The organism is Deinococcus marmoris DSM 12784, assembly GCF_000701405.1.
Taxonomy (GTDB): Bacteria; Deinococcota; Deinococci; order Deinococcales; family Deinococcaceae; genus Deinococcus; species Deinococcus marmoris.
On the sequence record NZ_JNIV01000044.1, the window covers coordinates 1 to 13,886 of the forward strand.

A 13,886-nucleotide genomic window follows, 5' to 3' on the forward strand; every position below is an offset into this window, starting at 1 on the left:
GAAAGTACGAATACACCGTCTGCCACGCTGGAAAGTCATGCGGCAGGTTTCTCCAGGCAATGCCGCCCTGCAAGACGTACATGATCGCGCACAGCACCTCGTAGAGATCGACCGTGCGTGGCCGCCCTCCTGGCTTGGCAGAGGGGAGGAGTGGTTCGAGCCGCTTAAACTGGGCTTGGGTCAGGTCCGACGAGTAAGGCTTGCGTTTCACACCTCAAGCTTGCCACCGGGTCTGATCCTTTATAAACGCGCTCTAAGTCTTTGCCGTTAAAACGCCCGCCGACGCGTCCGCGCAGGCGTTCGCCGTCCCACTTGGCCTTGATGTCGTAGCCCGCCGTGAGGCCGCCCATGCGTCCGTCCAGATCACTCATGGGGACATGATGGCAGAGGCGCTGGGAACCCACACTGCTTGCCACCACACCCTGTTCTCAAGACCGCTTGACCCTTTCCATATCCCGGCGGCAACCAGATGACCGAGGCTGGAGCATGGACGATAATCAGAAAGGCACAGGTTTAAAAGACACCTCTCCACTCGTCGGCATCCACGATGACCATGAGGAAGACACCCCGGCCAGCGCCGACGCGACAGAGAAACGCAGCTTTGCCAGCGTGCTGCTCGGCACGGCCAGCGAGGCTGAGCAGCCGGAGGAACGCCGCAACCCAGACGCGGGGGAAACAGGCGAGAACTCGCAGGGGTAAGCAGGATTCCGAATGGTTCGTCCCCGCCCCAGCAGGCAGAGGGCTGACCGGCTGGCACGGAGATCCACTCGCAAATCGCTGCCTCTTCTCCCCGGTCATGTAGACCCCAACACTGCACGCCATATCCAAAGTGCTTACACTTCTAAAGCATGAGTGCGCCCACTTCTGCCCCGGATACCCCGGCTTTTGCCGCCGCCGATCATCAGGACGAACAGCAAGACCGTTTCGCCTACAAGTTCAGCCAGGAGGGCATCACCTTCGACGACGTGCTGCTCCAGCCGCGCCATTCCACGGTGCTGCCACACGAGGTAGACGTCTCGGCGCAATTGACCCGCCGCGTGCGCCTGAACATCCCCTTCGTCAGCGCGGCGATGGACACCGTGACCGAAATGGGCATGGCGGTGGCGATGGCCCGCGAGGGCGGCATCGGCGTGATCCACAAGAATATGGACATTGACGCCCAGGCCGAGATGGTCCGCAAGGTCAAGCGCAGTGAGAGCGGCATGATCGTGGACCCCATCACCCTGCCGCCTGCCGCCACCGTGGGCGAGGCAGACCGCATGATGGGCGAGTACCGCATCAGTGGCGTGCCGATCACCGATCCGGCGGGGCGGTTGCTGGGCATCATCACGAACCGCGACATGCGTTTTATTGATGACCTGTCCACCCCCATTCAGGACGTGATGACCCGCGAGGGCCTGATTACCGTCCCGGTGGGCACCACGCTGGAGCAGGCGCAGGAGATCTTCAAACGCCACCGCATCGAAAAGCTGCTGGTGGTGGACGGCGACAACATGCTGCGCGGCCTGATCACCATCAAGGACCTGACCAAGCGCGTCAAGTATCCCCGCGCCGCCAAGGACGATCTGGGCCGTTTGCGCGTCGCGGCGGCCATCGGTGTCAGCGCGGACCTGATGGACCGGAGCGCGGCGCTGGTGGCCGCCGGGGTGGACGTGCTGGTGCTGGACAGCGCCCACGGTCATAGCCAGGGCATCCTGAACGCACTGTCGCGGGTGAAAGAGCAGTTTGATGTGGACGTGATCGCGGGCAATGTCGCCACGCGCTCCGGGACCAGAGACCTGATTTTAGCGGGGGCGGACGCCGTGAAGGTGGGCATCGGGCCAGGGTGCTTCGCGGCGGGAACGCGCGTGCTGATGGCAGGCGGTTCTTATCAGAATATTGAGGCCATCAAGGTAGGAGACCGTGTGCTGAACATGCACGGGCAGCCCGTGACCGTCACCAATTCCTGGTGTACGGGTGTGCGCGAGGTCATGGCGGTGAAGCACGTTCACTCGCCGCGCGAAACGCTGGTCACGCCCGATCATCAGTTCTGGGTGGGTGACCTGAGTACCGTCAGCGCCAGTACTGTTTCTTCCACGGGCTATGCCCAGTCTCTGAGCAAGCCCACCCGCCTGGGTGACAGCAAACTGCGCTGGAAAGCCGTTGGGGAGGCTGCGGACGACGTGTTCCTGATGCCCCGCCAGTTGCATTTTGAGTGGCCCGAACACTTCCAGATCAATCTGCACGATTTCGCAGTGCGGCACGGTCAACTGGAGTCACGCGGTCCCACCCAGATCAGCGAGAGCTATGAACTGGGCTACCTCTTTGGCACTTTCCTGGGCGACGGGCACGCCTTCATCAACCACAACGGCAGCGAGAAGCGGGTGGGTTCGGAAGTCGGGCGGGTGGACTGGTATTTCTCGCACGAGGAGGGCGAGATTGCCGAGAAGTTGATCGCCGCCGTGCAGCACGTCACGGGCCTGACTCCCGTTCGCAAAAACGACGGCAACATCATCCGGTTGTACCTGTACTCCCTGCCGTGGGCGCGGCTGCTGGCACAGTTCGGCAAGCGGCAGCACAAGCATTTGCCCGCCGCTTACCGGGCAGGCAACGTGGATTACCTGCGCGGCCTCAAAGACGGTCTGATTGACAGCGACGGTTACATCGCTGCCGACGGGCGGCACTGCTTCGTGAATACGTCCCGTGAACTGATTGAGCTTTTTGGCCTGCTGTGTCACCTGATTGATGGCAGCCTGCCCAACATGCACGCTGAGGAGGGTGAAGTTGGCGGGTTGAAAGGGGTCAAGGGCCACCTGCTTGACTCCTACCGCGCCCGCCTGAATGTCTCTCACGCCACCCGCCAGCTTCCTGAATACGGCGTGGTCAAGCCACTTGGCATGCGCGAACTGGGCATCAGCCTGCCAGTTTACGATATTGAAGTGGACTGCCCCACGCACAGCTTCATTGCCGACAACGCCGTCGTTCACAACAGCATCTGCACCACCCGCATCGTCACGGGCGTCGGCGTGCCACAGATCACCGCCATCTTCGAGGCCAGCTCCGCCGCGATGGAAGCCGGGATTCCCGTCATTGCCGATGGCGGTATCAAGCAGACCGGGGACGTGCCCAAGGCCATCGCGGCGGGCGCGAACGCCGTCATGATGGGCAGCATGCTGGCCGGGACCGACGAGGCCCCCGGCGAATCCATCCTGCGCGACGGGCGGCGCTACAAGAGCTACCGGGGCATGGGCAGCCTGGGTGCGATGGACCAGGGCAGCAGTGACCGCTACTTTCAAAGCGGCAGCCGCAAATTCGTCCCCGAGGGCATTGAGGGCATCATCGCCTACCGGGGCACGGCGGGCGAGGTCATTTACCAGTTTGTGGGCGGCCTCAAAAGCAGCATGGGCTACTGCGGAGCACCGGACCTGCAAGCCCTGCGCGATCACGCCCAGTTCGTGCGGATCACCGGGGCCAGCCTGATCGAGAGCCACCCGCACGGCGTCACCATTACAAAGGAAGCGCCGAATTATGGGGGACGCTAAGCCGATCTTTCGGGCGCTGGCTGTTGCGCCCGCTGCCGTACTCAACCCCGAGTGTATTTCCTGCACGCCGCCACAGCATGACCCGGACACCGTCTTTTTCACGGACGGTTGGAAGGTGGTGCTACACCCCTCACAGTGCGGTCTGGGCAACGTGCTGCTGGCGACCCGCCGCCACGTTCCCCGCATGGCAGACCTGACCCCAGCGGAGTGGCAGGATTTTCAGACTGTCATCACGGCGCTGGAACCTGCACTGGAACACGCGTTTGGCGCGGCACTGATCAACATGGCCTACCAGCGCAACTGGGCCTACCGCGAGGCCGAGCCGGACCCGCCGTTCAAGGATGGTCAGCCCAACCCACACGTCCACTGGCACATCACGCCGCGTTATGCCCAGCCCGTCCACTTCGGCGGCATGGTCTTTGACGATCCGACGTTTGGGGAGCCGTTTGAATGGCGCAAAGTCACTGTGCCTGCCGAGGTGCGCAGCGCCATCATTGAGCGGCTGCGCGTAAAGATTGGTGTGGTGCTGGAATAAACAGCAAAAAGCCCCACGCAATGGTGGGGTCTTCAACAAGCTAGAGCTTAGTTTCGGCCACGCAGGAGCTTGCTGCCGATCATCCCGGCCAGACCCACCAGACCGGCCTTGACCATTGGATTACTCAGCATCCCGCCCGCACCGAACGCGGCTTCCAGTGGGCTTTTGCCGTCCTGGGCCGGAGCCTGGGCGGTGCGCGCATAGGCGTCGGCCAGATCGTTGGGATCCTCATGGTTAACGCGCTGCACGGGGTTGGCCGGGCTTTGCACGATGGCGTCGCCCATCTGCTGGCGCTGGTCAGGCGACATGCCGCCGATGTAGTCCTTCAGAATCTGCTGGCGCTCCTCGGGGGAGGCATTGGACATGTAATCCTGAATGTAGGCGGCGGCTTCCTGCGGGCTGACCACGCCGTCGCCATTGGTGTCGCGGGGATCGAGTTTGGCCATCTGCTCGTGACGCTCTTTCTGGTTAAAAAACATGGTTGAACCTCCTGGGTTGAACTGGGTTTGTATCGCCTCTTACGCTAGGCGTTTCGGAGTTGCCCGGCGTGAGGGCTGAATTCAGGTTCACTTATCTCCGGCAGGGTCTACCCAGCAACAAGCGGGACATTTCTGCGCCTAACGCGGCGTTACAGTGCGTGCTATGCGCTCTCTGGTTCTGATCGGTCACGGCTCCCACCTCAACGGCGAATCGGCGGCGGCGGTCTACCGCTACGCCGAGATGATTCGCGCACGCGGCCTCTATGACGAGGTGGTGGAGGGCTACTGGAAGGAAGAACCCTCCTTGCGGCAGGTGCTGAAAACCACCGCCAGCACGGATGTCACGGTCATTCCCATGTTCATCTCGGAGGGCTACTTTACCGAGACGGTCATTCCGCGTGAAATGGGCCTGGGCCATCAGGGACCGGTGCCGCCCGAAGGCGTGGCGCGCGTGCTGGGCGGACGCACCGTGCGTTACACCCTGCCCTACGGCGTGCATCCCAGCATGTCCGACGTGATCCTGGCCCGCGCCCATGAAGCGTTGCCTGATTCCAGCCCGGAAGACACTGCCCTGATCGTGCTGGGCCACGGCACCACCCGCAACGAGAACAGCAACAAGATCGTGTACCAGAACGCCGAGGTGCTGCGCCAGTCGGGGCAATTCGCGTCCGTCCACGCCCTGTTTCTGGATGAAGACCCCAAGGTAGGCACGTGGCCGGAAGTGGTGAAGGCTCCGCGCGTCGTCGTGGTGCCGTTCTTCGCCTCTGAAGGCTGGCACACGCTGGAAACCATTCCCGAGGATATGGGGCTGGAGGGAGCGGTCACCACGTTTGCCGACAACCCCCACGGTGAGCAGACGGTGTATTACGCCAAGCCAGTTGGGACGCATAGCGCCGTGGCCGATGTGATCCTGCATCTGGCCGAGGAAGCGGCGGGGTCCAGCACCAGCGACGGCGATACCGAACGTGTCCACGACGCGGCCTGGAGCGCCTTCATGGACCGCGCCCGCCAGGGCCTGCGCTTTGGCGAGGTGCTGGTGCAACCTGAGAGCGGCATGTTTGAACTGCGCCACGCGCTGGACGAGGGCAAGCCCGGTCACGAGTTGCAGACCCTGGTCACCCCCGAGGGCGTGCGCGATTTCACCCGCCGCGACGAGGGCGGCCACCACCGCCCGGTGCATACGCTGCGGAACATGCCGCGCGGCTGGCGGGCCGTGATGGGGCAGGCCGATCTGGTGCGCGCCGTGCAGTACCTGTACCCCGCCGTGATTGAAGAAACCTACGCCCAGAGCTGCCACACCCTGCGCCCCACCCCCTGGGCCACCACCGCCCGCAGGCAGACCGGCATCTACGCCCGCGTGCAGAAGGCCACCCCCGAGCAACTGGCAGAGGTGGCGGCAGACGTCTGCGGTGGTTGCCTGCGGACCCGCCTGTGGGCCGGGGAGAAGCTGCCCCAGACTTTCTTTGATGGTGTACCGGGCGCGATTCCCTGTGCCGAAGCCTGCACCTTCCTGGTGGCCGAGGTCCGTGAGGAAGTCGCGGGCAAGCGCGGCGGCGGGGCCAGCCACAGCCACTGATCCAGGGGACATCTTTCCTCCGTCCGATTCGCCTGAACATCCCCGCGCCCATCACAGCCGGGGGTGTTACGCTATGCGCTGGCCTCCAGTTTTCGGCGGCACACCTACCCTCTAAGCGCGTCCCGTGAGACGCCCCGGCCCCCAACAGAGCCGCTGAAGTCCGTCCTGAGAGGCGGAGATGGAGTACAGCATGTTGATAACAGCGACTGCAAAGCGTCGCCCCGAATTGATGCGGGGGGCGCTCTTTCTACGTTTTTTCTCGGGAGCCTTCCAGTGACCAGGGGCGAACTCAGGTACGAGGGCAAGGCCAAGCGCGTCTATGCCACGCCCAACGCCGCCGAGTACATCGTGGAGTACAAGGACGAGGCCACCGCCTTCAACGCCCAGAAACGCGGCGAGTGGGCCGGAAAGGGGGCCACCAACAACGCCATCACCGCCCACCTGTACCCCAGATTGGAGGCGGCAGGCATCCCCACCCACTTCATTGAAAAGCTGTCAGACACCGAGCAGCGCGTGAAGGCCGTGACCATCATCCCGGTAGAAGTGATCGTGCGGAATGTGGCGGCGGGAAGTTTTGCCAAGAAGCTGGGATTGGAGGAAGGCACGGACCTGACCCGTCCCGTCGTGGAGTACTGCTACAAATCCGACGCGCTGGGCGATCCGCTGATCAATACAGATACAGCCATAGCCCTGGACTGGGCCACCGAAACCGAGCTGACGCGCGTGCGTGAGCTGGCCTTAAAGGTGAATGACTTCCTGACTCCGTTTTTTCTGGAACGCGGCGTGAGATTGGTAGATTTCAAGCTTGAATTTGGCACATTGCCCGACGGCACGGTGATCCTGGCCGACGAAATCAGCCCCGACACCTGCCGCTTCTGGGACGCCAAGACGGGCGAGAAGATGGACAAGGACCGCTTCAGGCGCGATCTGGGTGGGGTTGAGGACGCGTATGCAGAGATGCTGCGGCGCGTGACTGCGTCTGTTGATGGTTGAAAGTTGATGGTTAATAGAAGAAGCCGCTCCATCACCTTTTCACCATCAACCTCTAACCCCTCCGAAGGAGCCACATGCCCCACTACCATGCCCGCGTTTACGTGACTCTCAAGCCCAGCATTCTTGACCCGCAGGGGCGCACCGTGGAACGCGCTCTGTCGCATCTGGAACACGCCAACGTCAGCGGCGTGCGCGTGGGCAAATTCATAGAATTGCGTCTGAGCGGCGAACGTGCCGAAGTAGAAACCCAGTTGCGCGACATTGCCGGGAACGTCCTGAGCAACCCCGTAATGGAAGATGCCCGCTGGGAACTGGAAGAAGTGGCGCTGGAGCCAGCGTGAGCGTCCCACAGACGGTGAACTTGCAGGAAAAGTTCGGCCTGTTTACCGATCAATGGTCTCCGAAAGTGGTGGGGGAGTTGAACGGCCAGCAGGTCAAAATCGCCCGCATTGCTGGCGAGTTCGAGTGGCACGCGCACGAGCAGGAGGACGAGCTGTTCATGGTGGTTCGGGGCAAGCTGCGCCTGAAGTTCCGCAATGGAGAGGCTGTAGTCAACGAGGGCGAATTGATCGTCGTGCCGCGTGGCGTGGAGCATCTGCCCATTGCCGAAACGGATGAAACCTGGATCATGATGTTTGAGCCAGCCAGCACATTGAATACGGGCAATGTCACGAGTGAGCGCACTGTGGCGGAGCTGGCACGACTATGAGGTATCTGTTGTGAAGACTGCCGTTATCCAATTCCCCGGCTCCAACTGCGACGGCGACGCCCTGCACGCCGCCCGCCTGACCCTGGACCCGAACGCGCAGTTCGTGTGGCACACCGAGGCAGGGCTGCCCAGTGGCACCGAATTGGTGTTCGTCCCCGGCGGCTTCAGCTACGGCGATCACCTCCGCAGCGGCGCGATTGCCGCCCGTAGTCCGATCATGGGAGCCATCAAGGCGCATGCCGAGCGCGGCGGCTTCGTGCTGGGCGTATGCAACGGTTTTCAGGTGCTGACTGAAGCGGGCCTGCTCCCCGGCGCACTGGGCCGCAACCGGGACCTGCACTTCACATGTAAGCCGGTGCATCTGCGCGTGGAGAACACCGCGACGGCGTTTACCTCCGCCTACAGCCAGGGCCAGACCATTGAAATCCCCATCGCGCACGGCGAGGGCAACTACTACGCCGACGCCGAAACCGTAGCGCGGCTGGAGGGCGAGGGCCGCGTGGTCTTCCGTTATCTGGACAACCCCAACGGCAGCCTCAACGACATTGCTGGAATCGTGAACGAACGCGGCAACGTGCTGGGCATGATGCCCCACCCGGAGCGGGCCGTAGAGGCGCTGCTGGGCGGCGAGGACGGGCGAGGAGTCTTTCAGAGTCTGCAAGGAGCGCTGGTCAAATGATGGGTCTTCAGGAGTTTCTGGCCGACAACTACCGCATTGAGCTTTCTGCTTTCCGCACTGTTCTGGACGGCATTCCAGCGGAAGCGTTTGCCACCGCACGCCTGGGCCACAGCCCAGCATGGCACGCGCTTCACATTGCCGACTGGCTGCGGCTGACGATGCTGGGCGACAAAACGCCCAATTACCATTACCTGGGCTGGGAAGATGCAGCCTGGGTGGCCGGACTGGGAACTGAGCCTGCTCCTCTGAACGAGGACGCCACCAAAGCGGACATCCTGGCGCGGCTGGACACGGTGAGCGCGCAGGCGGTGGCTTACCTGCAAAACGCCAGCGATGCCGATATGGAAGGCATGACCTTCTCGCCCAGTGCCCCGAACGGCGAACGCCCGCGCCTGGCCGCCGTGGGGCTGCATCTGCGGCATGTGGCCTATCACCGGGGCCAGGTTGTGCTGGGGCAGAAGGCTTGAGCTGTGGATGATGCCCGCGCCCTGATCCTGTATTCGCTGCAAGCTGAATTTCAGGCGTTTCAAGAGGTGCTGCGTGAATGTCCAGAAAAGATGTTCGGCCAGCGTCCCTCCTGGGGGCATTCGGCGGCGTGGCACGCACTGCACGTCATGGACTGGACGCGGTGCATCATTCAACCCGGCCTGCTTGGCGTCAATCCGGCGCTGACCTACGGCTACCTGGGTTTTGAGCAGGAGGACTGGGCCAGGGCCGTCACCGGGCCGACGCTGGCGCAGGAGCAGGACGGCAAGGAAGCCATTCTGGCAGTGGTGCAGGCCGTTTTTGAACAGGCTCTGGAAGACATCCTTAATGCGCCCGCTGAACGCTTTTCTCCGCAAGCGACCTTTGAGGCCATTAAGAAGCCGCGCCCGGTGCTGGAAAGCCTGCTCTATCACGCCACACACATGGCCTACCACCGTGGACGGGCGAGACAGGTCATCTATGAGGTCAACAGCCTAACGCTCAGATTGAACGATCCCAATAGGCCGAAGTTTGGCGATGCCTGGCGCAAAAGAGAGGCAGAAGGTTACAGGCCACTGATCATTGAAGGCGGGCCTTCCGTCGAACAAATCATCCGCGAAGGCCGGGGACACACCGATGACGACTAACCGCCCTCCATTTAAGGACACCCCATGACCCAACCCACCCCCAAACCCCAATCCCTCCGCCCGCAAGCCGCCACCTTCGGCCTCTCCGAGGGCGAATACGATCTGCTCGTCTCCAGCATCAACCGCGAGCCGAATGCGCTGGAAGCCGCCATCGTGGGCGCGATGTGGTCTGAACACTGCGGCTACAAGAACTCGCGCCCGCTGTTTTCCGCCTTCCCCACCACCGGGCCGCAGGTGCTGCAAGGCCCCGGCGAGAACGCGGGCGTGGTGGACATTGGCGAGGGCTGGGGTGTGGCCTTCAAGATGGAGTCGCACAACCACCCGTCGGCGGTGGAACCCGTGCAGGGCGCGGCGACGGGCGTGGGCGGTATCCTGCGCGACATCTTTGCGATGGGCGCGCGGCCCTTTGCCGTGCTGGACAGCCTGCGCTTCGGCAACCCCGACAGCCCCCGCACCCGCTTTCTGGTGAACGGCGTCGTGGAGGGCATCGCCCACTACGGCAACGCGATTGGCGTGCCCACCGTGGGCGGCGAGGTCACCTTTCACCCCAGCTACCAGGAAAACCCACTGGTCAACGTGATGGCCCTGGGCCTGCTGCGCCACGAGGATTTAGCCACAGGCACGATGGGCGAGGTGGGCAACCAGATCATCTACGTCGGTTCCAAGACCGGGCGCGACGGGCTGGGCGGCGCGGTGTTCGCCTCGGCTGACCTGTCCGAGGCCAGTCAGGCGGACCGCCCCGCCGTACAGGTGGGCGATCCTTTCATGGAAAAACTGCTGCTGGAGGCCACGCTGGAGGCCATCGAGTCCGGCGTGGTGGCCGGGGTGCAGGACATGGGCGCAGCGGGTCTGGTGTCCAGCACCTGCGAGATGGCGTACCGCGCGGGCCTGGGCATCACGATGGACCTGGATAAAGTGCCCACCCGCGAATCGGGCATGGTGCCGATGGAACTGTGCCTGTCCGAATCCCAGGAGCGCATGATCCTGGTGCCGGTGCCGGGGCGCGAGCAGGAGCTGTATGACCTGCTGGACAAGTGGGAACTGGATGTGGTCAACATCGGTCAGGTGGAATCGCACAACAACTACCGCCTGACCTGGAAGGGTGAAGTGGTGTGTGACCTGCCCGTCGCCCTGCTCAACGAGGCGCCCAAATACACCCGCGAGGGCGTGGAATCCCCAGATATTAAGGCGGCCCGTGAGCGCGATCTGAGCGGCGTGCCCCAGCCGGGCGACTGCGGCGCGGTGCTGCTGGAGCTGCTGTCTCACCCCACCATTGCCAGCAAGCGCCCGATCTTCCAGCGCTTTGACCATCAGGTGATGACCAATACCGTTGTCGTGCCGGGAGCCGCTGACGCTGCCGTGATGCGCGTCAAGGGCAGCGGCATGGGCGTGGCGGCGACTTCGGATTGCAACCCGCGCTTCGTGCAACTTGACCCCTACACCGGGGCCGCCGCCGCCGTTGCTGAGGCCGCGCGCAATCTGGCCTGCGTGGGCGCAACGCCGCTGGCGATTACTGACAACCTCAACTTTGGCAACCCGCACCGCCCCGAGGTGTATTACCAGCTCCAGCAGTCGGTACAGGGCATCGCGGACGCCTGCCGCGCGCTGAACACGCCGGTCACGGGCGGCAACGTCAGCCTGTACAACCAGTACACCCAGGGCGACGAGCGCGTGGCGATCCACCCCACCCCGACGATTGGCATGGTGGGCGTGCTGCCCGACATTTCCAGGCGGGCCACGCTGGGACTGAAAGCCGCAGGCCAGACCCTGTACCTGCTGGGCGAACACGCCGACAGCATTGGAGCCTCGCAGTACCTGGAAAGCCTGCATGGTTTGGAAGCCGGACGTGTGCCGCCGCTGGACCTGGTGCTGGAGCAAAAGGTCATTGATGGGACGCTGGCCCTGATTCGCGCGGGACTGACCGACACCGCCCACGACTGCGCCGAGGGTGGGCTGGCCGTGGCCCTGGCTGAGATGGCAATGGCCGGGAGCATCGGCCTCAGCGTGACGCTGGACGTGCCCGCCGAGGTTCGCACCGACGCTCTGCTGTTCGGCGAGGCGCACAGCCGCGTCGTGGTGGCGGTGCAGGATGCTGATGCCACAGAAAACAAACTGCGTGAACTGGGCGTGCCCTTCGTGCGCCTAGGCGAAAGCGGGGGCGACGCGCTCACAGTGGCGGCCCCGGCGCGCGGCCTACACTTGAGCGTGAACCTCGCGGCGCTGACCCTGGCTTATGAATCTCCGCTCGTTGGGATTCTGGGATGAGTGGGGCGGGGACGGTCACTCCGTGGCCCCCCCTCCCCAACCCTCCCCCACAAGGAGGGAGGGAGACAGGTGCGCTATTTCAATTTAGCCTGAATCCTTTCCAGAACGCCGTTCAGATTGCTTTTAACCTCGTTATTCCAGAAGCGCAAGATATGGAAACCGTCCGCTTGCAAGGCCGTGTCCCTCACTCGGTCTGTTTCACTGTTCAAATGTTGGCTGCCATCAAGCTCCACAATCAGGCGGGCTGGATAGCAGACAAAATCCACCACGTAGCGTCCAATCACTTCCTGACGCCGAAAGCTAACGCCGAGCTGTGCGCTCCGCAGTTGCCTCCAGCGCAGCCGTTCTTCCGGCGTCATGTTGCGCCGCAGGCTACGAGCCAGCTCTGTACTCACATGCGTGGGTGGCGGACGATACGACATGCCCCAATCTATCTTTTAGCCCCTCTCCCCTCGTGGGGGAGGCTGGGAGGGGGGGCCACCCACCAATCGCCCCCGCCCAATCCTTCTGCCGGAGCCACCCATGCCCACTAACCCCGCCCCTCTGCAAACCCTCTCCGAGAACGACTTCGGCAACGACAAGCCGCGCGAGGAATGCGGAGTCTTCGGCCTGTACTCGCCCGTCCCCAACGATCTGGCGTGGCTGACCTACCTGGGCATGTTCGCCCTGCAACACCGGGGGCAAGAGGCGGCGGGCATGTGCGTGTCCGACGGCGAAAAGTTCCATGTGGAAAAGGATTTGGGGCTGGTGACGCAGGTCTTTGACGAGCGCCGCCTGGACAGCGTGCGGCTGGCCAACGCCCGCGTCAGCATCGGGCATGTGCGCTACAGCACCACCGGCAGCAACCTGCGCTTCAACGCCCAGCCGCTGACCACCCGCACCAACAAGGGCATTCTGGGCATGGCGCACAACGGCAACTTCGTGAACGCGCTGGAAGTTCGTCAGGAGATGCTGCTGGAGGGCGCGCTGTTTCAGACCACCAACGACAGCGAGGTGATGCTGAATCTGATCGCCCGCGAGAGCCACATGGACCTGGTGGAGGCCACCGCCGCCGCCATGAGACGCCTCAAGGGCGGCTACGCCTGCGTGCTGATGAACCGCCACGCCCTGATCGGCTTCCGTGACCCACACGGCGTCCGGCCCCTGGTGATCGGGCAGCGCGACGACGGCGCGTATGCGATGGCCAGCGAACCCTGCGCCCTGTACGCGGTGGGCGCAAAGCTGCTGCGCGACGTGCAACCCGGCGAACTGGTCTGGGTGGACCGAAACGGCCTGCACAGCCTGATGGTGGAACCCCGCGCCCCCACGCCCTGCGCCTTTGAATGGATCTACTTTGCCCGCAGCGACAGCCAACTGGACGGCATCGACACCCACGCCAGCCGCATCCGCATGGGCGAGCAACTGGCCCGCGAGTTTCCGGTGGACGCCGATATCGTGGTGCCGGTTCCCGACAGTGGCATCGGCGCGGCCATCGGCTACGCGCGGGAAAGCGGGATTCCCTTTGATTACGGCCTGTACAAGAATCCCTATGCGGGCCGCACCTTCATCGCCCCCACGCAGGAGGCGCGCGAGCTGAAGGTCAAGATGAAACTCTCGCCCACCAGCGCGGTGGCGGGCAAGCGCGTGATTCTGGTGGACGACTCCATCGTGCGCGGCACCACCTCGCGCCAGATCGTCAATCTGCTGCGCGACGCGGGGGCCACCGAGGTGCATTTCCGGGTGTGCAGCCCGCCCATCACACACCCGTGCTTCTACGGCATCGACACCGCCGCCCGCAAGGAACTGGTGGCCAGCACGCACACGCAGGAGGAAATCCGCCAGCTCATTGGCGCGGATACCCTGGCCTTTATCAGCGAGCGTGGGTTGCGCGAGGCAGTGGGCGGTCCGGGGCTGTGCCTGGCGTGCTTCAACGGCGACTACCCGGCGGGAACGCCGCTGCTGAACGACGTGGACAAGCTGGCGCTGGAAGTCTGAGGGCAGACCAGAGACAGGACGTTTGACATTCCGCCCGCCCGGT

General features: G+C 63.6%; 16 protein-coding genes. 12 read left to right on the forward strand and 4 right to left on the reverse strand.

Going from position 1 to position 13,886, the window contains the following annotated elements; all coding sequences use genetic code 11:
- The coding region (locus tag Q319_RS27105; RefSeq protein ID WP_029482707.1) for a transposase at positions 1–211 on the reverse strand (211 nt) is incomplete at its 3' end.
- On the reverse strand, positions 165–371 hold the full coding sequence (locus Q319_RS27895) for a hypothetical protein (protein ID WP_081846012.1): 207 nt from the start codon (positions 369–371) through the stop codon (positions 165–167). The genes Q319_RS27895 and Q319_RS27105, both read right to left, overlap by 47 nt.
- 115 nt (positions 372–486) lie before the next feature.
- On the opposite strand from Q319_RS27895, the gene Q319_RS0111820 reads away from it, so the two are divergent.
- The 3 genes from Q319_RS0111820 to Q319_RS0111830 all read left to right on the forward strand — a co-directional run bounded on the left by Q319_RS0111820 (position 487) and on the right by Q319_RS0111830 (position 4,056).
- A complete protein-coding gene (locus tag Q319_RS0111820) occupies positions 487–699 on the forward strand; it encodes a hypothetical protein (protein WP_029482708.1) in 213 nt (70 codons plus the stop codon).
- Between the two features lie 149 nt (positions 700–848).
- Positions 849–3,521 carry an IMP dehydrogenase gene (locus tag Q319_RS28670; protein WP_245619157.1) on the forward strand — a complete coding sequence of 891 codons (2,673 nt, stop codon included), beginning with the start codon at positions 849–851 and terminating at the stop codon, positions 3,519–3,521.
- On the forward strand, positions 3,508–4,056 hold the full coding sequence (locus Q319_RS0111830; protein ID WP_029482710.1) for an HIT family protein: 549 nt from the start codon (positions 3,508–3,510) through the stop codon (positions 4,054–4,056). Before Q319_RS28670 ends, Q319_RS0111830 begins: the two co-directional genes overlap by 14 nt.
- A gap of 47 nt (positions 4,057–4,103) precedes the next feature.
- Here the strand turns inward: Q319_RS0111830 and Q319_RS0111835 are convergent, their stop codons facing one another.
- Entirely contained in the window at positions 4,104–4,535 is a 432-nt protein-coding gene (locus Q319_RS0111835) for a hypothetical protein (protein ID WP_029482711.1), read from the reverse strand.
- 154 nt (positions 4,536–4,689) lie between these two features.
- Here Q319_RS0111835 and Q319_RS0111840 point away from each other — a divergent pair, with 154 nt between their 5' ends.
- From Q319_RS0111840 to purL, 8 genes are all read left to right on the forward strand, one after another.
- Positions 4,690–6,111 (forward strand): DR2241 family protein, encoded by a 1,422-nt coding sequence (locus Q319_RS0111840; RefSeq protein WP_342667889.1) that lies wholly within the window; start codon positions 4,690–4,692, stop codon positions 6,109–6,111.
- A gap of 273 nt (positions 6,112–6,384) precedes the next feature.
- Positions 6,385–7,104 (forward strand): phosphoribosylaminoimidazolesuccinocarboxamide synthase, encoded by a 720-nt coding sequence (gene purC / locus Q319_RS0111850; RefSeq protein ID WP_029482713.1) that lies wholly within the window; start codon positions 6,385–6,387, stop codon positions 7,102–7,104.
- A gap of 74 nt (positions 7,105–7,178) precedes the next feature.
- The gene (gene purS, locus Q319_RS0111855) at positions 7,179–7,445 is read left to right on the forward strand and encodes a phosphoribosylformylglycinamidine synthase subunit PurS (RefSeq protein WP_029482714.1); all 267 of its coding nucleotides are present in this window, start codon (positions 7,179–7,181) and stop codon (positions 7,443–7,445) included.
- Positions 7,442–7,813 (forward strand): cupin domain-containing protein, encoded by a 372-nt coding sequence (locus Q319_RS0111860; RefSeq protein ID WP_029482715.1) that lies wholly within the window; start codon positions 7,442–7,444, stop codon positions 7,811–7,813. Before purS ends, Q319_RS0111860 begins: the two co-directional genes overlap by 4 nt.
- A 10-nt stretch (positions 7,814–7,823) precedes the next feature.
- The gene (gene purQ / locus Q319_RS0111865; protein ID WP_029482716.1) at positions 7,824–8,492 is read left to right on the forward strand and encodes a phosphoribosylformylglycinamidine synthase subunit PurQ; all 669 of its coding nucleotides are present in this window, start codon (positions 7,824–7,826) and stop codon (positions 8,490–8,492) included.
- On the forward strand, positions 8,489–8,959 hold the full coding sequence (locus Q319_RS0111870; RefSeq protein WP_029482717.1) for a DinB family protein: 471 nt from the start codon (positions 8,489–8,491) through the stop codon (positions 8,957–8,959). Before purQ ends, Q319_RS0111870 begins: the two co-directional genes overlap by 4 nt.
- 3 nt (positions 8,960–8,962) lie before the next feature.
- The gene (locus tag Q319_RS0111875) at positions 8,963–9,604 is read left to right on the forward strand and encodes a DinB family protein (RefSeq protein WP_029482718.1); all 642 of its coding nucleotides are present in this window, start codon (positions 8,963–8,965) and stop codon (positions 9,602–9,604) included.
- 24 nt (positions 9,605–9,628) lie between these two features.
- The gene (gene purL, locus Q319_RS0111880; protein ID WP_029482719.1) at positions 9,629–11,869 is read left to right on the forward strand and encodes a phosphoribosylformylglycinamidine synthase subunit PurL; all 2,241 of its coding nucleotides are present in this window, start codon (positions 9,629–9,631) and stop codon (positions 11,867–11,869) included.
- 74 nt (positions 11,870–11,943) lie between these two features.
- Here purL and Q319_RS0111885 read toward each other — a convergent pair whose 3' ends face one another.
- Positions 11,944–12,291, reverse strand: a complete 348-nt coding sequence (locus tag Q319_RS0111885) for an endonuclease domain-containing protein (protein WP_051655336.1) — start codon at positions 12,289–12,291, stop codon at positions 11,944–11,946.
- A gap of 100 nt (positions 12,292–12,391) precedes the next feature.
- Between Q319_RS0111885 and purF the strand changes: the two genes are divergently transcribed.
- Complete coding sequence (purF, locus tag Q319_RS0111890) at positions 12,392–13,843, forward strand: amidophosphoribosyltransferase (protein WP_051655337.1); 1,452 nt, start codon at positions 12,392–12,394, stop codon at positions 13,841–13,843.
- Positions 13,844–13,886 lie beyond the last annotated feature (43 nt).

Bases quoted from the DNA above. Each gene is read 5' to 3' on its own strand.
- Q319_RS28670 (WP_245619157.1), top strand. From the start codon at position 849: ATGAGTGCGCCCACTTCTGCCCCGGATACCCCGGCTTTTGCCGCCGCC.
- Q319_RS0111885 (WP_051655336.1), bottom strand. From the start codon at position 12,291: ATGTCGTATCGTCCGCCACCCACGCATGTGAGTACAGAGCTGGCTCGT.
- purL (WP_029482719.1), top strand. From the start codon at position 9,629: ATGACCCAACCCACCCCCAAACCCCAATCCCTCCGCCCGCAAGCCGCC.
- purS (WP_029482714.1), top strand. From the start codon at position 7,179: ATGCCCCACTACCATGCCCGCGTTTACGTGACTCTCAAGCCCAGCATT.
- purF (WP_051655337.1), top strand. From the start codon at position 12,392: ATGCCCACTAACCCCGCCCCTCTGCAAACCCTCTCCGAGAACGACTTC.
- Q319_RS0111870 (WP_029482717.1), top strand. From the start codon at position 8,489: ATGATGGGTCTTCAGGAGTTTCTGGCCGACAACTACCGCATTGAGCTT.
- Q319_RS0111835 (WP_029482711.1), bottom strand. From the start codon at position 4,535: ATGTTTTTTAACCAGAAAGAGCGTCACGAGCAGATGGCCAAACTCGAT.
- Q319_RS27895 (WP_081846012.1), bottom strand. From the start codon at position 371: ATGAGTGATCTGGACGGACGCATGGGCGGCCTCACGGCGGGCTACGAC.
- Q319_RS0111820 (WP_029482708.1), top strand. From the start codon at position 487: ATGGACGATAATCAGAAAGGCACAGGTTTAAAAGACACCTCTCCACTC.
- Q319_RS0111830 (WP_029482710.1), top strand. From the start codon at position 3,508: ATGGGGGACGCTAAGCCGATCTTTCGGGCGCTGGCTGTTGCGCCCGCT.